Source organism: Pseudomonas sp. MYb185, from assembly GCF_002979975.1.
In the GTDB taxonomy this organism is placed as follows: domain Bacteria; phylum Pseudomonadota; class Gammaproteobacteria; order Pseudomonadales; family Pseudomonadaceae; genus Halopseudomonas.
The window spans coordinates 147485-167869 of record NZ_PCQD01000008.1; the positions used below are offsets into that span (position 1 = coordinate 147485).

20 protein-coding genes and 1 tRNA gene are annotated in these 20385 nt (G+C 62.8%); 12 read left to right on the forward strand and 9 right to left on the reverse strand.

Annotated elements, in window-relative coordinates:
- Window positions 1–146 precede the first annotated feature (146 nt).
- Window positions 147–1103, reverse strand: coding sequence for a 2-hydroxyacid dehydrogenase (locus tag CQ007_RS13870; protein ID WP_105646427.1), 957 nt, complete (start codon window positions 1101–1103; stop codon window positions 147–149).
- A gap of 65 nt (window positions 1104–1168) precedes the next feature.
- Between CQ007_RS13870 and CQ007_RS13875 the strand changes: the two genes are divergently transcribed.
- Window positions 1169–1798 carry a LysE family transporter gene (locus tag CQ007_RS13875; protein WP_105646428.1) on the forward strand — a complete coding sequence of 210 codons (630 nt, stop codon included), beginning with the start codon at window positions 1169–1171 and terminating at the stop codon, window positions 1796–1798.
- Here the strand turns inward: CQ007_RS13875 and hemH are convergent.
- Window positions 1788–2807 (reverse strand): ferrochelatase, encoded by a 1020-nt coding sequence (gene hemH / locus CQ007_RS13880; RefSeq protein ID WP_105646429.1) that lies wholly within the window; start codon window positions 2805–2807, stop codon window positions 1788–1790. The two genes, CQ007_RS13875 and hemH, sit on opposite strands and share 11 nt — an antisense overlap.
- Before the next feature lie 203 nt (window positions 2808–3010).
- Here hemH and CQ007_RS13885 point away from each other — a divergent pair, with 203 nt between their 5' ends.
- Window positions 3011–3985 carry an NAD(P)/FAD-dependent oxidoreductase gene (locus CQ007_RS13885; protein ID WP_158256777.1) on the forward strand — a complete coding sequence of 325 codons (975 nt, stop codon included), beginning with the start codon at window positions 3011–3013 and terminating at the stop codon, window positions 3983–3985.
- A 44-nt stretch (window positions 3986–4029) separates the two neighbouring features.
- On the opposite strand, the gene CQ007_RS13890 is transcribed toward CQ007_RS13885, so the two are convergent.
- The 6 genes from CQ007_RS13890 to hemA form a co-directional block, all read right to left on the reverse strand.
- Window positions 4030–4554 (reverse strand): acyloxyacyl hydrolase, encoded by a 525-nt coding sequence (locus CQ007_RS13890; RefSeq protein ID WP_105646431.1) that lies wholly within the window; start codon window positions 4552–4554, stop codon window positions 4030–4032.
- Between the two features lie 69 nt (window positions 4555–4623).
- Window positions 4624–5415 (reverse strand): glutamate racemase, encoded by a 792-nt coding sequence (gene murI, locus CQ007_RS13895; protein WP_105646432.1) that lies wholly within the window; start codon window positions 5413–5415, stop codon window positions 4624–4626.
- Complete coding sequence (gene moeB / locus CQ007_RS13900; protein WP_105646433.1) at window positions 5408–6160, reverse strand: molybdopterin-synthase adenylyltransferase MoeB; 753 nt, start codon at window positions 6158–6160, stop codon at window positions 5408–5410. The genes murI and moeB overlap by 8 nt, the downstream gene beginning before the upstream one ends.
- Entirely contained in the window at window positions 6153–6986 is an 834-nt protein-coding gene (gene prmC / locus CQ007_RS13905) for a peptide chain release factor N(5)-glutamine methyltransferase (protein WP_105646434.1), read from the reverse strand. The genes moeB and prmC overlap by 8 nt, the downstream gene beginning before the upstream one ends.
- A complete protein-coding gene (prfA, locus tag CQ007_RS13910) occupies window positions 6987–8069 on the reverse strand; it encodes a peptide chain release factor 1 (protein WP_105646435.1) in 1083 nt (360 codons plus the stop codon).
- The gene (gene hemA / locus CQ007_RS13915; RefSeq protein ID WP_105646436.1) at window positions 8066–9346 is read right to left on the reverse strand and encodes a glutamyl-tRNA reductase; all 1281 of its coding nucleotides are present in this window, start codon (window positions 9344–9346) and stop codon (window positions 8066–8068) included. Before hemA ends, prfA begins: the two co-directional genes overlap by 4 nt.
- 220 nt (window positions 9347–9566) lie before the next feature.
- Between hemA and CQ007_RS13920 the strand changes: the two genes are divergently transcribed.
- The 8 genes from CQ007_RS13920 to ychF all read left to right on the forward strand — a co-directional run bounded on the left by CQ007_RS13920 (window position 9567) and on the right by ychF (window position 16426).
- Window positions 9567–11297: a tetratricopeptide repeat protein gene (locus CQ007_RS13920; protein WP_105646437.1), complete on the forward strand. Its 1731-nt coding sequence runs from the start codon at window positions 9567–9569 to the stop codon at window positions 11295–11297.
- A gap of 2 nt (window positions 11298–11299) precedes the next feature.
- Window positions 11300–11917 carry a lipoprotein insertase outer membrane protein LolB gene (lolB, locus tag CQ007_RS13925; RefSeq protein WP_105646438.1) on the forward strand — a complete coding sequence of 206 codons (618 nt, stop codon included), beginning with the start codon at window positions 11300–11302 and terminating at the stop codon, window positions 11915–11917.
- The gene (gene ispE, locus CQ007_RS13930; protein ID WP_105646439.1) at window positions 11914–12765 is read left to right on the forward strand and encodes a 4-(cytidine 5'-diphospho)-2-C-methyl-D-erythritol kinase; all 852 of its coding nucleotides are present in this window, start codon (window positions 11914–11916) and stop codon (window positions 12763–12765) included. The genes lolB and ispE overlap by 4 nt, the downstream gene beginning before the upstream one ends.
- Before the next feature lie 32 nt (window positions 12766–12797).
- Window positions 12798–12872 (forward strand) — tRNA-Gln (locus CQ007_RS13935).
- Between the two features lie 122 nt (window positions 12873–12994).
- Window positions 12995–13936 (forward strand): ribose-phosphate pyrophosphokinase, encoded by a 942-nt coding sequence (locus CQ007_RS13940; protein WP_105646440.1) that lies wholly within the window; start codon window positions 12995–12997, stop codon window positions 13934–13936.
- Between the two features lie 100 nt (window positions 13937–14036).
- Window positions 14037–14669 carry a 50S ribosomal protein L25/general stress protein Ctc gene (locus CQ007_RS13945; RefSeq protein ID WP_105646441.1) on the forward strand — a complete coding sequence of 211 codons (633 nt, stop codon included), beginning with the start codon at window positions 14037–14039 and terminating at the stop codon, window positions 14667–14669.
- Between the two features lie 43 nt (window positions 14670–14712).
- Window positions 14713–15288: an aminoacyl-tRNA hydrolase gene (gene pth / locus CQ007_RS13950; RefSeq protein WP_105646462.1), complete on the forward strand. Its 576-nt coding sequence runs from the start codon at window positions 14713–14715 to the stop codon at window positions 15286–15288.
- 37 nt (window positions 15289–15325) lie between these two features.
- Window positions 15326–16426 (forward strand): redox-regulated ATPase YchF, encoded by a 1101-nt coding sequence (gene ychF, locus CQ007_RS13955; RefSeq protein ID WP_105646442.1) that lies wholly within the window; start codon window positions 15326–15328, stop codon window positions 16424–16426.
- Window positions 16427–16542: 116 nt separating this feature from the next.
- On the opposite strand, the gene CQ007_RS13960 is transcribed toward ychF, so the two are convergent.
- Window positions 16543–17712: a mandelate racemase/muconate lactonizing enzyme family protein gene (locus CQ007_RS13960; RefSeq protein WP_105646443.1), complete on the reverse strand. Its 1170-nt coding sequence runs from the start codon at window positions 17710–17712 to the stop codon at window positions 16543–16545.
- 98 nt (window positions 17713–17810) lie between these two features.
- On the opposite strand from CQ007_RS13960, the gene CQ007_RS13965 reads away from it, so the two are divergent.
- Complete coding sequence (locus CQ007_RS13965) at window positions 17811–18689, forward strand: LysR family transcriptional regulator (RefSeq protein WP_105646444.1); 879 nt, start codon at window positions 17811–17813, stop codon at window positions 18687–18689.
- A 115-nt stretch (window positions 18690–18804) separates the two neighbouring features.
- Window positions 18805–20340 carry a phospholipase D family protein gene (locus CQ007_RS13970; protein ID WP_105646463.1) on the forward strand — a complete coding sequence of 512 codons (1536 nt, stop codon included), beginning with the start codon at window positions 18805–18807 and terminating at the stop codon, window positions 20338–20340.
- Window positions 20341–20385 lie beyond the last annotated feature (45 nt).

The window sequence follows — 20385 nt, forward strand, 5'->3', positions numbered from 1 at the left end:
ACTCCCATCAGCAGAAAAGATGCTCAGGGACTGCCTGCTCCTGACATGAGGCCGGGAACTTAACGGTGACTCAAGGGCAGAACATCACCCAAATGGGTGATGTTGGTGATTCTGTGAAACGCATCATGCCCAATCTGTCGATCAGGCTACACAATGCGCCGGCTTGCCCGGGACTGCCCTTCCAGCAGATTCTCCGCCAGTTGCGCGACGATCCGCTGCCGTGCCTCCCGACTGCCCCAGGCGCTATGCGGCGTCACTACCAGATTCGGCAACTGCGCCTCCAGTAGCGGATTGCCCGCCACCGGCGGCTCGGTGGTCAACACATCGAAACCGGCCCCGCCCAGGTGACCGCTGCGCAGACTGTCGACCAGTGCCTGCTCATCCACCAGTCCGCCACGCCCGGTGTTGATCAGCAGACTGCCCGGTTTCATCGCCGCCAGTTGCGCAGCGCCAATCATGCCGCGGGTGTTGTCGGTAAGCGGACAGTGCAGGCTGAGAATATCGATCTGCGGCAGCAGCTCATCCAGAGCCGGCCGATCAGGATGGGTACGCCCCGGCACAGACCCCACCAGCACCCGCATGCCGAAGGCACTGGCGAGGTGGCCGACGTGCTGGCCCAGCTCACCGTAACCGAGAATGCCCAGGGTGCGTCCGGACAGCTCACCGATCGGATAGTCCAGCAGGCAGAACTGGCTGCTGCGCTGCCAGGCTCCCTCGCGTACCGCCTGGCGGTAGGACTCGAAACGGGTGATCAATACCAGCATCAGCATCAGCGTGTGCTGCGCCACCGAAGGCGTGCCGTAGGCCTGGCAGTTGTAGACACCGATGCCGCGACGCCGGGCCGCCTCCAGATCCACATTGTTGGTGCCGGTGGCGGCGATCAGGATCAGTTGCAATTGCGGGCAGGCCTGCATGACCCGCTCATCGATCACCACCTTGTTGGTGATCACCGCCTGATGGTCACCAATACGCTGCGCCACCTGCTCCGGCGCAGTGGCCGCAAACAGCGTCAGCTGCGAGGTGCTGTCATGCAGCGCCTGCATGTCGAGATCACCCTGATCCAATGAGGCCTGGTCCAGAAATACCGCCGATAGCTTTTTCATTGTGCAACCTGTGTCTGCCATGGGAAGGGAGTTAGAATGGCCGTTTTTCAGGCCGGAGTGGTCCATTGTATCTGAACGAATTTCTTCTGGTGGCGCTGGTGCATCTGCTGGCGGTGATCAGCCCCGGGCCGGACTTTGCGGTGGTGATACGCAACAGCGTCAGTGCCGGACGCCAGGCCGGTCTGATGACCGCCCTGGGGGTAGGCAGCGGTATCTTCCTGCATGTGACCTACTCGCTGCTGGGCATCGGCATCATCGTCTCGCAGTCGGTATGGCTGTTCAACCTGCTGAAGCTGCTGGCCGGTGCCTATCTGCTGTACATCGGGGTCAAGGCGCTGCGTGCCAGACCGCAGGCGGCGACGGACATCACCGCGCCAGCGGTGGTCCTGGCATCGCGCAGGGCCTTCGGCATCGGCTTCATCACCAACGGCCTGAACCCCAAGGCAACGCTGTTCTTCCTGTCGCTGTTCACGCTGGTGATCAGTCCGCAGACACCGATCCTGATTCAGGCCGGCTATGGCCTCTATCTGGCGCTCGCCACTACCCTGTGGTTCTGCCTGGTCGCCTTGCTGTTCAGCCAGCAGGCAGTGCGCCGCGGTTTCGCCCGCCTGGGCCACTGGTTCGACCGAGTCATGGGCGCGGTACTGATCGCCCTGGGTCTGCACCTGGCCCTGGCGGAGTGGCTCAGGCGCTGACCGGTTCGTTGCGCGCCCAGTCGGCCAGGGTATCCATCCACTGCGGGTGGTCGTTCAGGCAGGGCACCAGCACCAGTTCCTCGCCACCGGCATCGATGAACTGCTCGCGGCCACGATCGCCGATTTCCTCCAGCGTCTCGATGCAATCGGCGGTGAATGCCGGGCACATCACCAGCAACCGCTTAACACCGCGGGCGGCCAGCTCCTCCAGTTGCGCCTCGGTATAGGGTTCGATCCACTTGGCGCGGCCCAATCGCGACTGGAACGACATGCTCCACTGCTGCGGCGCGAGATCGAAGCGCTCGGCAATACTCTGGCTGACCGCCCGGCACTGGGCCCGGTAGCAGGTCGGATGGGACGGCGAGTGACGCTCGCAGCAGTCCTCGAAGCTCACGCAGTAGTCACCTGTGGGATCGGCCTTGCGCAGATGACGCTCGGGCAGGCCATGATAGCTGAACAGCAGATGGTCAAAGCCACCCTCCAGATGCGGCCGGGCACTGCTCGCCAACGCTTCCAGGTAGTCAGGGCGGCCATGGAAAGCGGGCAGTACAGTCAGACGCACCGGAAAACGGTGCTGTTCGATGACCCGCTGCGCTTCAAGCACCGCCGTGGTAATGGTGCTATCGGCGAACTGCGGGTACTGGTGCATCAGCAATATCTCACTGACTCCCTGCTGCATCAGCGCCACAATGCCCTGCTCGATGGATGGCTCACCGTAACGCATTGCCAGCTCGACCGGCATATCCACTCGGCTACGCAACTGATCGCGTACACGCTTGCTGATGACCACCAGCGGAGAACCTTCTTCCCACCATATGGAGGCGTAAGCACGCGCAGACTCGCGCGGCCGGCGCAACAGAATCAGGCTGACCAGCAGCCGTCGCGGCAGCCAGGGCAGATCCACCACGCACGGGTCCATCAAGAACTGGTTGAGGTAGCGGCGCACATCGGCCACCTCGGTGCTGGCGGGCGAACCCAGATTGACCAGCAAAATCCCACGATCGGACATCAGGCTCTCCCTTGTCGCATCATCATCTTGTCGGCATTGATCGATAGCGCGATTGTACCCTGCTTGCAATGTGTTTACCGCACCGCAGGCACAGCCGACAGCACCAGCTCCGCTTGCAGCCAGGGCACGGTTCGGTAATCCTAGGACGATTCATCGCGGCTGCCCCTGTGCCGGCCGGACCCACCTGGAGCAAGGTCGTCGGAATGAGCAACACACGCAAGATTGCCGTTATCGGTGCCGGGCTGGCCGGCATCAGTGCCGCCTCGGCCCTGGTCGAGGCCGGAGTGGATGTCACCCTGTTCGAACGTGACAGCGCAGTGGGCGGACGGCTGGGCGATGTCGGCAAGCCCGATCTGGGTGCGCAGTACTTCACGGTGCGCCACCCAGCCTTCCGCCAGGCTACCAGGGAGTGGCAACAGCGCGGCTGGATCGCCGAGTGGTCGCCGCGACTGTATCACTATGATCACGCACACGGCCTGCGGGCCTCGGCCGATGATATCCAGCGCCTGGTCGGTATACCGGATATGGCCACGCTGGCCGAGCACCTGCTGGGCAGCGACCCGGTATGCGACAGCGAGATCCAGCAGATTCAACGAACCGCCGACGAACACTGGCTGCTGCAGACGGCCGACGGCACCCAGCTGGGTCCCTTTACCGGCCTAGTGCTGGCCACCGCGCCGGCTACCGCGGCGCTGCTGCTGGAGGCCGCCCCCCAAGTGCAACAGGACGTGGCGCGGGTCCGCATGCGCCCCTGCTGGAGCCTGGCACTGCGCTTCGCCAATCCGCTGGGCACAGTGCTGGATGCCTGCTTCGTACGCGATGGGCCACTCGACTGGCTGGCGCGCAACAACAGCAAACCGCAACGGCCGGCCGATGAGCTGTGGGTCGCGCAATCCACCGCCAGTTGGGCCGAGGAACATCAGCACGCCAGCCCGGAACTGGTTGCCAGCGCCCTGCAGCAGGCGATGGCCGAGGTATTGGGCGTGCCGCTACCGGAAGCCGACCAGGTGCAGATCCGCTACTGGCCGCAGGCGCGTCCCGCCGAAGAGTTGAAATGGGGCGCTCTGGCCGCTCCGAAGCTGGGTCTGTATGTCTGCGGTGACTGGTGTCTGGGCGGCAGGATCGAAAATGCCTGGCTCAGTGGCCGGCAGGCAGCCAAGGCAGTATTGGACAAGTGATGGGAAAGCGGGGTAACGGGCTTCCCTGCCCGTGGCAGGCGGGCTCAGAAGCCCAGGCGATAATACAGCGCAGCCATGTTGATACCGTCGTTCGGCTTCTTGATGCCGGCATTGGAGTAATGGTAGGCGCGTATGCCCACTTCCGAGCCGCTGGCGAACATCAGGCCCGCACCCAGGCGATCCTCGAACTGGAATTTGCTGCCCAGATCCTGGTCATCCAGGTCGGTTTCGGTAAAGTAGGCAGCGCCGATGCCGCCCTCCACAAAGGGTGTCACTCCCCCATCACTGGCCCCGAAGCTCAGGCGGAACATGGGCGTCAACGTCAGGCTGGTTGCATCCAGCCCACTCCAGCGGGTCACCCCGGCGTCCCAGTAGCCATTCAACTGCACACCACCGGACTGGCTTTGCCACAGGGTACGGCCGAACTCGAACTGCGCGCCGATGCGGTAGGTGGTGGTGTTTTCCGATGATTCACCAATCTGGAAAGTGATCCCGTCCAGCGCCTGGGCAGCAGGAATACTGAACAGCGTTGACAGGGCGCAAGATAATGCCAGGGCAGTTTTCTTCATCTCGTTTTTCCTTGCTATGGATAATCCCACAATGATCGACTCCGCGGACCGGGGCTCCGTTCCGCTTACCTATACCGACAGGTCCTGCACGGTCGCTGCCTGTCCTTCCCACAGAAGCGGAAGAACCCGTTGCAGTACCTCGATATCACCGCTACTCCAGAACCCTGTCGGTGCGGCCGGGCCCTGGGCGAGCAGATCAAATTCAGCCAGTTTCACCTGCAGTTGCCGCGCCACCGCCGCGCCGGTATCCACCAGCTGGATATCGGCGGGCAGCAGAGGTTGCAGTGCAGGCTTCAGGAAGGGGTAATGCGTACAACCGAGGATCAGGGTGTCACAGCCGGCTTCCAGTAGTGGCTGAGTATAGCGGACCAGCAGAGCGGTCACATGCGCTCCGCTCAACTCGCCCCGCTCGACACATTCGACCAGGCCGGGGCACGGCTGGGTTACCACCTTGACCGAACCGGCAAAGCGATCCAGCAGCGCGGCGAACTTGGCGCTGCGCAAGGTGCCGGTAGTGGCCAATACCCCGACCACACCGCTGCGGGTTGCGCTGCTGGCCGGCTTGACCGCCGGCTCCATGCCGATGATCGGTAGCGCATGGCGCGCGCGCAGGTCCGCCACCGCGGCAGCGGTAGCCGTATTGCAGGCCACGACCAGCGCCTTGGCGCCCCGCGCCAGAAGAAACTCGGCAATCGCCCGGCTGCGTTGGCTGATTACCTCGGGCGATTTCTCGCCATAGGGCACGAAGCCACTGTCGGCCACGTAGAGCAGGGATTCTGCCGGCAGCAGACGACGTATCTCGCGCAGCACCGACAGCCCGCCGACCCCGGAATCGAATACCCCGACCGGCTGCTCACGCATGCCCGGTCCCACAGCAGGTGCAGCCTGGATCACGCTGGATGCGCAGCTCGCGAAAGCGCGCCTGCAACGCGTCGATCAGCAGCAAGCGGCCGACCAGCGGCTCACCGAAGCCGGCCAGCAGCTTGAGCGCCTCCAGGGCCTGCAGGCTGCCAACCATGCCCACCAGCGGCCCGATCACCCCCGCTTCGCTACAGCTCAGAGCGACATCGTCACCGTCGCCATACAGACACTGGTAGCAGGGACTGTCCGCACGCCGGGAGTCGAACACGCTGACCTGCCCCTGCAGGCGGATGGCGGCGCCGGAGACCAGCGGGCGGCGCTGCGCCACGCAGGCGCTATTGATCGCCTGGCGGGTAGTGAAGTTGTCGGTGCAGTCGAGCACCACATCCACGCCCTGCACCGCCTGGCTCAACTGCTCACCAAGCAGGCGCCGGTCCAGCTGCTGCACGCGCACCTCGGGATTCAGCGCGGCCAGCCGCCCAGCCGCCGAAGCGGTCTTGGGTCGGTCAAGATCGGCGGTGCCGTGGATGATCTGGCGCTGCAGGTTGGTCAGGTCGACGTGGTCGTCATCGGCCAGCACCAGCGTGCCGACGCCGGCCCCGGCCAGGTACAACGCCGCCGGACCGCCCAGGCCGCCCAGGCCGACGATCAGCACCTTGCTGTCGAGCAGCCGCTGCTGGCCGTCGATGTCGATCTGCTCCAGCAATATCTGCCGGCTATAGCGCAGCAACTGTTGATCATTCATGCCAGCATCCTCCAGTGACACGCTGATGCCCGCCCAGATCCTGCCAGGACTGCACCGCAGCAAAGCCGCGTTCGCTCAACAGCTGGCGTACCGCCTCGGCCTGCTGCCAGCCATGCTCCAGCAGCAACCAACCCTCCGCCTGCAGGTATGCCGGTGCGGTGGTGACGATATGGCGGATGTCGTCCAGCCCATCGGCGCCGCTGACCAGGGCGCTGTCCGGTTCGAAGCGCACATCGCCCTGCTGCAGATGCGGGTCATCCGCGGCGATATAGGGCGGATTTGAGACGATCAGGTCGAATGTCTGTTGTTCCAATGCGGCAAACCAGTCGCTATGCAGGAACTGCGCATTGGCCAACTCGAGCCGGGTACGATTGACCTCAGCCAGTGCCACCGCGTCCGGCATGCGGTCCACCCCGGTGACCTGCCAGTGGCCACATTCGCTCGCCAGCGCCAGCGCGATGGCGCCAGTGCCGGTACCCAGGTCCAGTATCCGGGCGGGGCGCCGTGGGCCCAGTTCCAGCGCGACCTCCACCAACCGCTCGGTGTCCGGGCGCGGAATCAGCGTGTGCGCGCTGACCTGCAGCGCCAATGTCCAGAAGCCCTGCTCGCCGAGCAGATAGGCCACCGGCTCACCCAGGCGCCGACGCGCCAGCAGGGCCTGGAAGCGCGCCACCTCCGGCTCGGCGATCTGCCGCTCCGGCCAGGTCAGCAGATAGCTGCGCGACTTGCCCAGTACGTGGGCGAGCAGCAGTTCGGCATCCAGCCGCGGCGTGTCCGAGTCGGGCAATTGCGCCTGCGCCAGCAGGGCCACGATGCTGTGGGTCATTTATGCGTCCAGCGCCGCCAACTGGTCGGCCTGGTATTCCCGGCGCAGCGGCTCGATGACATTGTCCAGCTCACCCTCGATAACGTGATCCAGACTGTACAGGGTCAGGTTGATGCGGTGATCGGTGACCCGCCCCTGGGGGAAGTTGTAGGTACGAATGCGCTCGGAACGGTCCCCCGAGCCCACCAGCGAGCGGCGGGTGTCGGAGATTTCCTTCTCATGCGCCTCGCGCTGCCGATCGGCCAGCCGCGCCTGCAGCAGCGCCATGGCCTTGGCCCGGTTCTTGTGCTGCGAGCGTTCTTCCTGGCACTCGACGACGATACCGGTGGGCAGGTGCGTCAGGCGAATCGCCGAGTCGGTCTTGTTGACGTGCTGGCCGCCGGCACCGGAGGAGCGATAGGTGTCCACCCGCAGGTCGGCAGGATTGATTTCCACTGCGGCCTGTTCATCCGGCTCGGGCATCACCGCAACGGTGCAGGCCGAGGTATGGATCCGGCCCTGGGATTCGGTCTCCGGCACCCGCTGCACACGGTGCGCGCCGGACTCGAATTTCAGCCGGGCGTATACGCCCTGGCCTTCGACCCGGGCGATCACCTCGCGGTAGCCACCGTGCTCGCCGGTATTTTCCGAGAGGATCTCGATACGCCAGCCCTGGCGTTCGGCATAGCGCGAATACATGCGGAACAGGTTACCGGCGAAGATCGCCGCCTCGTCACCGCCGGTACCGGCGCGGATCTCCAGGAACACGTTGCGCTCGTCATCCGGGTCCTTGGGCAGCAGCAGCAGGTTCAGCTCGGCTTCCAGTCCGGCCAGCGCGGTGCTGCAGCTGTCAGCATCGTCCTCGGCCATGGCGCGGATGTCCGGATCGGCGTCCTTGAGCAGGCTGCGCGCCTCTTCCAGGTCGGCACTGGTCTTCAGCCACTGGCCGTAGCACTGCACGGTCGGCTCCAGCTCGGCATATTCGCGGGAGTAGGCGCGAAAGCGATTCTGGTCACTGATCACCTCCGCATCGCTGAGCAGGGCGGACAACTCCTCGAAGCGCTCGCGCAGGATATCCAGACGTTGTAACAGGGAAGCTTTCATGATTTGCCTTGTGCAGTGTTCGTTTCGTCATCCAGAGCGAACAGCTCCATGGCCAGCGACAGGGATTCGCTGCGACCATCGGCGCTCATGCGCTTGAGTTGCACACTGGGTTCGTGCAACAGCTTGTTGGTCAGGGCGCGGGCCATTTCCGCCATCACCGCCGCCGGGTCGCCACCGCGCTCCAGCCGCGCCAGGGCCTTGTTCAGTTCCTGGTCACGTTGCTGTTCGGCGCGCTGGCGGTAGCGCTTGAGTACATCCACCGCGGCGCGGGCGCGCTGGCGCTGCATGAACTCGTCGGTGCCCAGCTCGATCAGCCGCTCCGCGGCCTGGGCAGCGTCCTGGCGCGAGCGCATGTTTTCCTCGATGACCTCGCGCAGGTCATCGACGCTGTATAGATAGACGTCGGGCAGGTCACCCACCTCCGGTTCGATATCCCGCGGCACGGCGATATCGACCATGAACATCGGTTTGTGTCGGCGCTGCTTGAGCGCCCGCTCCACCGCGCCCTTGCCGAGAATCGGCAGCGGGCTGGCGGTGGAGGCGATGATGATCTCGCACTCGTGCAGCACATCGGGAATCTGGTTCAGGGTGATCGCCCGACCGCCCAGGGGCGCGCTCACCTCCTCGGCCCGCTCCAGAGTACGGTTGGCGACGATCAGCTTGCTGACGCCCTGCTCGTTCAGATGCCGGGCGACCAGGGCGATGGTTTCCCCGGCCCCGATCAGCAATGCCGTGCTGCGACTCAGGTCGGAGAAGATCTGCCGCGCCAGACTGACCGCAGCGAAGGCCACCGACACCGGGTTGGCACCAATGGCGGTATCGGTGCGCACCTGCTTGGCGGTATTGAAGGTGCTCTGGAACAGACGATCCAGACGCGGGCCAAGGGTGCCGGCGGTACGCGCGTACTGCCAGGCGTCCTTCATCTGCCCAAGTATCTGCGGCTCGCCCAGCACCATGGAGTCCAGCCCGGCGGCCACGCGCATCATGTGGCGTACCGCGCCGGCATCCCGGTGCACGTAGCTGCATTTCTCCACCGAATCCGGCTGCAGGCCGTGATAGCGCGCCACCCAGCCGATCAGCGCAGTCGGATCTGCCTGGTCCTGGGTGCAGTAGATCTCCGTGCGGTTGCAGGTGGAGAGAATGGCTACTTCCCGGGACAGGGTTTCGTCACGCAACTGCTGCAGGGCATCGGCCAGCTGGTCCGGCGCAAAGGCAACGCGCTCGCGCACGTCCACCGTCGCCGTCTTGTGATTGATCCCGAATGCGAGAAAGCCCATGGCACCTCAACAGATGTGACCCCGAGTAACTACGGGTTAAAAGCGGGTAATTGTCCTATGTAAACAGGCGTCAATCAATTCCTTCCATGATTGGCGGGTAAAACCGCCCTGGACGGGGCGTCCGATATCGGTTTGCACTTGCACGCTTCGGGTTTGCCACTCATCCTGTATTATCAGCTGCCGGCTGCGCCTGCAGGCCCGCGTATCAACGAGAGTATCCATGACGGCAAGATCCCACCACCCGCTTCTGGCCCTGGCAGTCAGCCTGCTGTTCACCGGATGTGCGGTCACCAACACTACCCCGGAGCCGCCCCAGGCACCGCTGCAGTCGCCGGTCATCCCGGCACCGAGCGAGGAGCCGACCGTCTATGGCCAGTTCCAGGCCGATACGCTCTATGCCCTGTTGGCAGCGGAGATTGCCGGGCAGCGCAACCGCTTCGATATCGCGCTGAACAACTACCTCGAGCAGGCGGTACAGACCCGCGATGCGGGCATCATCGAGCGGGCCATGGAGATTTCCGAATTTCTCGGCGCCCATCAGCAGGCCATGGACATGGCATTGCTGTGGACCGAAGTGGCACCCGACAACCCCGACGCCCTGCGCGCCGCGGCGCTGCAACTGGCCCGTGCCGGCCAGCATGATCAGGCCATGCGCATGATGGAGCAGGTATTGCAGCTGCAGGATGATACCCACTTCGACCTGCTGGCGCTGACCGCGCTGCAAGCCGATAGCGCCACCCGCACCAGCATGCTGGACAACCTCCTGGCGTTGCTGCAGCGCTATCCCGACAATGCCCAGCTGAGCTTCGCTGCGGCCTTGCTGCTGCAGGAAGAGCAACGCACCGATGAAGCCCTGGAGCTGCTCGAGGAGCATACCCAGCACAACCGTACCACCGCCTCGATCATGCTGCAGAGCCGTCTGCATGCCGGGCTTGGTGATGTGGACGAGGCCATAGCCGTGCTGCAGCAAGGGGTTGCCGAGTTCCCCGAGGATGGCCGCATGCGCCTGCTGCTGGCCAGGATGCTGGTCAGCAACGGTGATCACCAGGCGGCGACCATTCATTTCCGCGAACTGGCCCGACAGAACCCCGAGGACGATGAGATACGCCTGGCACTGGCGCTGGTGGAGCTGGAGAGCGGCGATACCGAAGCAGCGATAGAGGATCTGCAGGCACTGCTCGAACTGGATCCCGGCAATGCCGCCGCAGCCTATCACCTCGGTACGGCGCATGAGCGCGCCGGGCAGTGGGATGCCGCCATTCATGCCTGGCAGAGCATCGGCGCCGGCGAAGAGTTCCTGCCCTCGCGCCTGCGCATCAGCCGCCTGCTGGTGCAACGCGAACGCAGTGACGAGCTCGGCACACTCATGCGCAGCGAACGCGTCAACTACCCGCAACAGGCGCTGGAGCTGTACCTGCTGGAAATCGAGACCCTGGCTCCAGCCGACCCACAACAGGCCATGCAGCGCACCAACGAGGCGCTCAGGCAGTTCGAACTCAACAGCAACCTGCTGTATACCCGGGCGATACTGTCCGAACGCCTCGGCGACCCGGCCGGGCTGGAAGCCGATCTGCGCCTGATCCTGGATCAGGAACCGGATAATGCCATGGCCCTCAATGCTCTCGGCTATACCCTGGCCGACCGCAACGAGCGGCTCGACGAGGCCCTGCAACTGATCGAACAGGCGCATGAGCTGAAACCGGATGATCCAGCCATTCTCGATAGTCTCGGCTGGGTGCATTATCGCCTCGGCAACCTGGAGCAGGCCGAACAGCTGCTACGCCAGGCGTTCTCCGCCTACCCCGATGCCGAGGTCGGCGCCCATCTCGGCGAGGTACTGTGGCAACAGGGCAAGCACCGTGAAGCCCGTGCCATCTGGGATGAAGCCGCCACCGATGCCGAGGACACCTCACTGATCGATGCCACCCGCAAACGTCTGAAGGGCAACTGATCATGCTGTCGCTGCGCACTCTCCTCCTGCTGGTACTGGCCCTGGCGCTGAGCGCCTGCAGCAACCTGCATCAGCGCGAAACCCTGGAGTTCGGCGGTGACCCCGCCGCCTGGCAGGCGCACCGCAGCGCGGTCACTCCGCTAACCGACTGGACCCTGCAAGGCAAGCTGGGCGTGCGCGCTCCCGCCGAGTCCGGCAGTGGCACCCTGTTCTGGCTGCAGCAACAGGATCATTACGACATCCGCCTGTCCGGCCCGCTGGGCCGCGGTGCTACCCGCATCCAGGGCAGCGACGCCGGCGTGACCCTGGAAATTGCCGGCCAGCCGCCGGCCAGCGCCAGTTCCGCCGAGGCGCTGCTGGAGCAGCAGATCGGCTGGCGTCTGCCGGTGGAGCACCTGCTGTGGTGGGTCCGTGGCCTGCCCGCACCGGACAGCCCCAGCCGGTTGCAGCTCAACCCCGACAGCCAGCTGGCACGCCTGGCCCAGGCTGGCTGGACCGTGGAATACAGCCGCTACCAGCTGATCGACGGCCTGCAGCTGCCCCAGCGCCTGCAACTGTCCGGACATGATGTGCTGCTGACCCTGGTCATCACCCGCTGGGAACCGCGTACAACCGAATGACGACTACCACCCTGAGCCTGCCTGCCCCGGCCAAGCTGAATCTGTTCCTGCACATCACCGGCCGCCGCGCCGATGGCTATCACCTGCTGCAGACGCTGTTCCAGTTTCTCGATTACGGCGACACCCTGCACTTCACCCCGCGCACAGACGGTCGGATCCGGCTGCTGAGCGAGCTGCCGGGAGTCATGCCCGAGGACAACCTGATCGTGCGCGCCGCCCGCGCCCTGCAACAGGCCAGCGGCACCGCCCTGGGCGCGGATATCCGCCTGGACAAGCGCCTGCCCATGGGTGGCGGCATTGGCGGCGGCAGCTCGGACGCCGCCACCACCCTGGTCGGGCTCGACCATCTCTGGGAAACCGGACTCGGCGAGGACCGACTGGCCGAACTGGGCCTGCAGCTCGGCGCCGATGTACCGGTATTCGTGCGCGGCCGCGCCGCCTGGGCCGAGGGGGTGGGTGAGCGACTGACTCCAGTGGAAGTGGATGAACCCTGGTATCTGGTGGTGGTACCGCCCTGCCAGGTGAGCACCGCGGAAATTTTTTCCGATGAGAGGTTGACTCGGGACACTCCCCCTATTACATTAGCGGCCTTTCGAGAGCACGGTGGTCGGAACGACTGCTTGCCGGTTGTCATGGCGCGTTACACTGAAATACGTAACACGTTGATCTTGCTAAACAATTTTTGTGAGGCTAAGATGACCGGAACTGGCAGTTGCTTGTTTGGGGCCTTCCCAAACGAACGCGAAGCTGATAAAGTTCGCGCCCGGTTGCCAGTCACTCTGCAAGCCTTTGTTGCCAGGGGATGTAACGTTTCACCGTTACATGCTTTACTCAACAAAGCGACGTAAGAAGGATGCAACCTTAGCATCCGGACAGTTACAGGGGCGTAGCCAAGCGGTAAGGCAGCAGGTTTTGATCCTGCCATGCGTTGGTTCGAATCCAGCCGCCCCTGCCATTTTCTCCGGCAGCAATAATTCATGACATCTTGAGTCCGGCTCGACCGGCCAGGCGTGTTTCTGCTCGCCCGGCTCTCTCACTGACTCATCGCATAGACCACTACCCAGAAGGTAATGTAGCGTGTCCAAGATGATGGTCTTCACCGGGAATGCAAACCCCGACCTTGCACGGCGTGTCGTGCGTCAATTGCATATCCCCCTTGGTGACGCCTTGGTCAGTCGCTTCAGCGACGGCGAAGTCAGCGTTGAACTGAATGAAAATGTACGTGGCAAGGATGTATTCGTCATCCAGCCCACCTGCGCGCCGACCAACGACAACCTGATGGAACTGGTCGTCATGACCGACGCCCTGCGTCGCTCGTCCGCTTCGCGCATCACTGCCGTGATCCCCTACTTCGGTTATGCCCGCCAGGACCGCCGCCCGCGTTCGGCCCGTGTGCCGATCAGCGCCAAGGTAGTGGCCGACATGCTGGACGTGGTCGGCGTCGACCGCGTTCTGACCGTCGACCTGCACGCCGACCAGATCCAGGGCTTCTTCGACATTCCGGTGGACAACATCTACGGCTCGCCGGTACTGATCGACGACATCCAGGACCAGCGCCTGGACAACCTGCTGATCGTCTCCCCCGATATCGGTGGCGTGGTTCGCGCCCGGGCCGTGGCCAAGAGCCTTGGCGTCGACCTGGCGATCATCGACAAGCGTCGGCCCAAGGCCAACCAGTCGGAAGTCATGCACATCATCGGTGAAGTGGAAAACCGCAACTGCATCCTGGTCGATGACATGGTCGATACCGCCGGCACCCTGTGCCATGCGGCCAAGGCCCTGAAGGACTTCGGTGCCACCCGCGTGTCGGCCTACTGCACCCACCCGATCCTGTCGGGCAAGGCGATCGAGAATATCAACGGCTCGGTACTCGACGAGCTGGTGGTGACCAATACCATTCCGCTGAGTGCTGCCGCCGAGAACTGCGAGCGCATCCGCCAGCTGGACATGGCGCCGATCATCGCCGAGGCAATGCGCCGCATCAGCAATGAAGAATCCATCAGCGCCATGTTCCGCTAGGAACAGACGCTGATCAAACAGCCCGGCAATAACGCCGGGTTTTATCAATTGTCCGACGCGCTGGTCGCAAGTGCCCGGACACACAGCAAGGAGACTATCAATGGTCGACTTCACTTTGAATGCGAATGCGCGTGACGATCTGGGGAAAGGTGCGAGCCGCCGCCTGCGTCGTAACGCCGACCTGGTTCCGGCTATCGTCTACGGTGGCAGCAAGGAGCCGCAAAGCATTTCCATCGCCGCTCGCGAGCTGAACAAGGCGCTGGAAAACGAAGCTTTCTATTCTTCCATCATCGGCCTGTCCATTGATGGCAAGAAGGAAGAAGTCCTGCTCAAGGCACTGCAACGTCACCCGGCCAAGCCGCGTGTCATGCACGCCGACTTCCAGCGCATCGTTGCCGGTCAGAAGGTTACCGTCCACGTACCGCTGCACTTCATCAACGAAGACACCTGCGTAGGCGTCAAGCAGGAAGGCGGCATGGTATTCCGCAACCTGCCGGAGATCGAAGTAAGCTGCCTGCCGAAAGATCTGCCCGACTTCATCGAAGTCGACCTGCTGGAGCTGAAAGTCGGTCAATCGCTGCACCTGGCCGACCTGAAACTGCCGGAAGGCGTTGTCATCCCGAGCCTGGCTCTGGGCGACGACCACAACCTGCCGGTAGTCAACATCATGGCTCAGCGTACTGCTGCAGCCGCTGATGACGAAGCTGGTGAAGGTGAGGAATCAGCGGAGTAATTTCCTGCTGAAACCCTAGAGGGCGCCCGTTGTGACGCACGGAATCAAGTTGATCGTCGGTCTTGGTAATCCGGGACCGGAATATGACATGACCCGGCATAACGCGGGCGCCCTTTTTGTTGAGCGTCTTGCGGATGCTCATAACCTGACTCTACGTCAGGAAAAACAGTTTTTTGGCCTGACCGGCCGCCTGACCATCAATGGCCAGGATGTTCGCCTACTCATCCCTACTACCTTCATGAACCGCAGCGGCCAGGCAATTGCCGCCCTTGCCGGTTTCTACCGCATCGCCCCCGAGGAAATCCTGGTCGCTCACGATGAGCTGGATCTGCCCCCCGGCGTGGTGAAATGCAAGAAAGGTGGTGGTCACGGCGGACACAATGGACTACGCGACACCATCGCCAGTCTGGGTAACAACAATGGTTTTCATCGCCTGCGTCTGGGTATCGGTCATCCCGGCCATAGTTCGCAGGTAACAGGCTATGTACTGGGCCGCGCGCCCAAGGACGAGCAGCAGGCACTGGATGCCTGTATCGACGAGGCGCTACGCGAAGTCCCCGGTATGCTGGCTGGCGATTGGACCCGCGTCATGCAGCGCCTGCACAGCTTCAAGGCCTGATTCATTTTTCGCCGCAGCCGCGGCAGAGGACACCAGTATGGGATTCAATTGCGGTATCGTCGGACTGCCCAACGTCGGCAAGTCCACCCTGTTCAATGCACTGACCAAGGCCGGCATCGGTGCCGAGAACTTTCCGTTCTGCACCATCGAACCGAACAGCGGTATCGTCCCCATGCCCGACCCGCGGCTGGATGCCCTGGCAGCCATCGTCAAACCCGAGCGGGTCCTGCCGACCACCATGGAGTTCGTCGATATCGCCGGGCTGGTGGAAGGTGCCTCCAAGGGTGAGGGGCTGGGCAACAAGTTCCTGGCCAACATTCGCGAAACCGACGCCATTGCCCACGTGGTGCGCTGCTTCGATGACGACAATGTGATTCACGTGTCCAACAGCGTCGATCCCAAGCGCGATATCGAGATCATCGACCTGGAACTGATCTTTGCCGATCTGGACAGCTGCGAGAAGCAACTCCAGCGTGTGGCACGCAATGCCAAGGGTGGCGACAAGGAAGCCGTAGCGCAAAAGGCCCTGCTGGAAAAGCTCATCCCCCACTTCAGTGAAGGCAAGCCGGCGCGCACCCTGATCAAGGAACTGGCTGACGACGAGAAGAAACTGGTCAAGGGCTTCCATCTGCTGACCAGCAAACCGGTGATGTACATCGCCAACGTCGCCGAGGAAGGCTTCGACAACAACCCCTATCTCGATATCGTGCGCGAGATCGCCGACGCCGAAGGTGCGGTGGTGGTACCGGTGTGCAACAAGATCGAAGCGGAAATCGCCGAGCTGGATGACGGTGAGGAGAAGGACATGTTCCTCGAAGCCATCGGCATGGAAGAGCCTGGCCTGAACCGGGTGATCCGCGCCGGCTATGAACTGCTGAACCTGCAGACCTACTTCACCGCCGGGGTCAAGGAAGTCCGCGCCTGGACCGTCAAGGTCGGCGCTACCGCCCCGCAGGCCGCTGGGGTGATCCATACCGACTTCGAGAAGGGCTTTATCCGCGCCGAAGTGGTCGCCTATGACGACTTCATCCAGTACAACGGCGAAGCCGGTGCCAAGGAAGCCGGCAAATGGCGTCTGGAAGGCAAGGAATACATCGTCAAGGATGGGGATGTGATGCATTTCCGCTTCAACGTCTGACGAACGCCGTAGAACTCCACGCAGCTCGGTGGACCTCGAACCCCCGTATCATCTGGTGATACGGGGGTTTTTCGTTTAGCAGGAACCTTCCTCGTTCTTTTAGATCTACCCGGCCATCAACCTTCGCCCAGCTCGCGCATCACCGCGTACAAGGCAGACTTGGCTTCGAAGCCAACCCCCGGAATATCCGGCAGACCGACATAGCCATTCTCTACGCGAATCCCGTCAGCGAACCCGCCGAAAGGCTGGAACACGTCCGGATAGGATTCGTTGCCGCCAAGGTGCAGGCCTGCGGCGATGTTCAGGGACATCTGATGGCCGCCGTGCGGAACCACACGGCGCGAAGACCAATCCATGTCCTCCATCACTTTCAGGGTGCGCATGTACTCGACCAGGCCGTAAGATAGGGCGCAGTCGAACTGAAGGTAATCACGATCAGCGCGCATACCACCGTGACGCAGCAGGTTACGCGCATCCTGATGGGAGAACAGGTTCTCACCGGTAGCCATCGGCAGCTCGTAGTGCTTGGCCAGCTCTGCCTGGAGCGCGTAGTCGAGTGGATCGCCCGCCTCCTCGTACCAGAACAGGTTGTACGGCTTCAGTGCTTCGGCATAGGCGATGGCGGTGTCCTGGTCGAAGCGACCGTTGGCATCAACCGCCAGTCGGCGGCCATCCCCCACTACCTTGAGCACCGCTTCGATGCGACGAATATCATCAGCCAGCGGAGCGGCACCGATCTTCATCTTGACCACTTCGTAGCCGCGATCCAGGTAGCTACGCATTTCGTCCTGAAGCTTGGTGTCGTCCTTGCCCGGATAGTAGTAGCCCCCAGCGGCGTACACCCAGACCTTGTCATCGGCCACACCGTTGCGGTAGCGGTCGGCCAGCAGGCGATACAGAGGCTTGCCTTCGATCTTGGCCACGGCATCCCATACGGCCATGTCGATGGTGCCCACCGCAACCGAGCGCTCGCCGTGACCGCCTGGCTTTTCGTTGGTCATCAGGGTCTTCCAGATGGCGAACGGGTCCAGATTGTCGTTCTCCTTATCGATCAAGGATTCCGGGGCGGCCTCGCTGATGCGCGCCAGGAAGCGATCGCGCATCAGCGCTCCTTGACCATAGCGACCGTTCGAGTTGAAGCCGTAGCCGATGACAGGTGCACCATCGCGAATCACATCCGTGACGACAGCGACGACCGAGCAGGTCATCTTCGAGAAATCGATGTAGGCATTGGCAATGGGGGAGGCAATGGAAACCGTTTTTTCACGGATGTCGACAATACGCATGACGGGGTCCTCTTGGGTTGGTGACCCAACGTTATGCTTTGCGATGACGGCTGCCCAATGCTATTAATGCCGCGCCCTATGCACAGGAGGCATTGCCCGTGGAACTCGTTTGGCTCGAAGACTTTTCCGCACTGGCGGAGTACGGCAGTTTTGTCCGTGCCGCTGAAGCACGCCACGTTACTCAACCGGCGTTCAGCCGCAGGGTCCGGTCCCTGGAAAACTGGATGGGAGTGGAACTGTTCATTCGCACGCCACAGGGAGCAACGCTGACCGAGGCCGGAAAACAGATCCTGCCCAGTGCCCAGGAGACTGCCAGGCGCCTGTACCGAATGCGCAGCGAAGCCCAGGAAGTGGCTGGGATGGCGGCCAGGACGTTGCAGTTCGCTGCAACCCATTCACTGTCGTTTACCTTCTTTCCCCGCTGGCTGAGAAGTGCGGAAAGCGGCGCTCCGATCGAAGCGGTGCGACTGCATTCAGATAGCATGGCGGTCTGTGAACAGATGCTCATCCATGGCCAGATACAGTTTCTACTGTGCCATCGCCACCCGGATGTTCCGCCGATGCTGGCGCCCGATCAGTTCATCGGCAGGAAAGTAGGCGAGGATGTCCTGCTTCCGCTGATGGGCGCTTCTGCCAACATCGGCTCCTCCCCCTCATCCCAGCCCTATCTGGCCTATACCCAGGAGTCCGGATTGGGCCGTATCGTTGCTCACCGCCTGCATGGCAAGGAAGACCTCCTTCATCTCAAGCCATTGTTCAGTAGCCACCTCGCGGCGGTGCTGATGTCCATGGCCCTGGAAAACAAAGGTGTCGCCTGGCTCCCACGCAGCCTCACCGAGCAGGAAGTCAGCGATGGACGACTTGTGCGCGCACTGGATGAAAGCTGGGATATTCCACTGGAAATTCACCTGACGCGACCCATCGCCCCGATCAGCCCAGCCGCTGAAGAGTTCTGGGCCAGGCTGGGGCACTTCTGAAACTCGCTCAGGCACCAAGCGCAGCATCGCTCAGACTGATGGTATGCTGCGCTTCGGCATTATACCGGCGCGCCCCGGCGCCCTGACGCTCCCCATTTCAGGACGATATGACAGCATGTTTTCCAAGCGGTTATTCATTGCTCTTTTCAGCGCTCTGCTGGGCGGCTGCAGCTTGCCAGCGCAGAACATGATCGCCTCCAGTGCCCTGGATAACGAAACCGCCCAGAGTACCCGCCTTGGGCAGGCACTGGCACCGGGAGTGGCAGCACATCCCGGCAAAAGCGGCATATACCCCTTGTCCGATCCGCACAACGCCTTTGCCGCACGGGTGCTGCTGGCGCGGGCAGCCGAACGCACCCTGGATGTGCAGTACTACATCTGGCATGCGGACATGACCGGCACCCTGCTGCTGGAAGAGTTGCACAACGCAGCGGATCGTGGGGTGCGTGTCCGCCTGCTGCTGGACGACAACGGTACCGCCGGGCTGGATACGGAACTGGCAGCGCTGGCACTGCACCCACAGATCGAAGTGCGCCTGTTCAATCCATTCAAGGTGCGCAAACCCAAGTGGCTGGGGTATGTCACCGACTTTTCCAGGGCCAATCGGCGCATGCACAACAAGTCCCTCACCGCCGATAACCAGGCCACCATCATCGGCGGACGGAATGTCGGCGATGAGTATTTCGGCGCCACCGAAGGCATTCTGTTTGCCGACCTGGATGTGCTTTCGGTCGGGCCGATCGTCGACGAGGTATCGCAGGACTTTGACCGTTACTGGGCCAGTGGCTCGTCCTATCCTGTCGAACAGATCGTACCTGCGGTTTCCACCGCACAGCTGGACCACCTGAGCCAGAGCGCAACGCTGATCGAGCGCGATGCTCGCGCTGCCGACTATGTCGCTGCGGTTTCCCGGGCGGACTTCATTCGCCAGATGCTCAGCGGCGAGTTGCAGCTGGAATGGGCGCATACCCGCATGGTCACTGACGACCCAGCCAAGGGGCTGGGCAAGGCCGAAGCGGACGGCATGCTGACCTATCAATTGGGGCAGATCCTGGATCAACCGAACAATGCAGTTGTGCTGGTCTCGCCCTACTTCGTACCCACCGCCGCAGGGGTGGCCGCCTTCACTGCCCTGGCCGACCAGGGTATCGATGTGCGCATTCTGACCAACTCGCTCGACGCCACCGATGTGGCCGCCGTGCACGCCGGTTACGCCAAGCGGCGCAAGGCTCTACTCAAGGCCGGCGTGCAGCTGTTCGAGATGCGCCGCCTCTCGCCCCACCTGGAGCGCAATGAAAGCGCCGGCCCGTTTGGCAGTTCCGGCTCCAGCCTGCACGCCAAAACCTTTGCCGTGGACGGTGAGCGGATCTTTGTCGGCTCATTCAATTTCGACCCGCGCTCAGCCAACCTGAATACCGAGCTGGGCTTCGTCATCGACAGCCCATCCCTGGCCCAGGCGGTACATCAGGCCTTCGACAGCACCATTCCAGCCAACGCCTATGAAGTTCGCCTGGATGATCGTGAGCGGTTGTACTGGGTCGAGCGCCTGGATGACCGGCAGATCCATTACGATCAGGAACCCAACACCGGGATGCTAAAACGCAGCGGCATACTGCTGCTGTCACTCCTGCCGATTGAATGGCTGCTCTGAGGCAGAGGCCCCTGAAGGTCCTGTTTTGCGCTCGGTCATGCGATA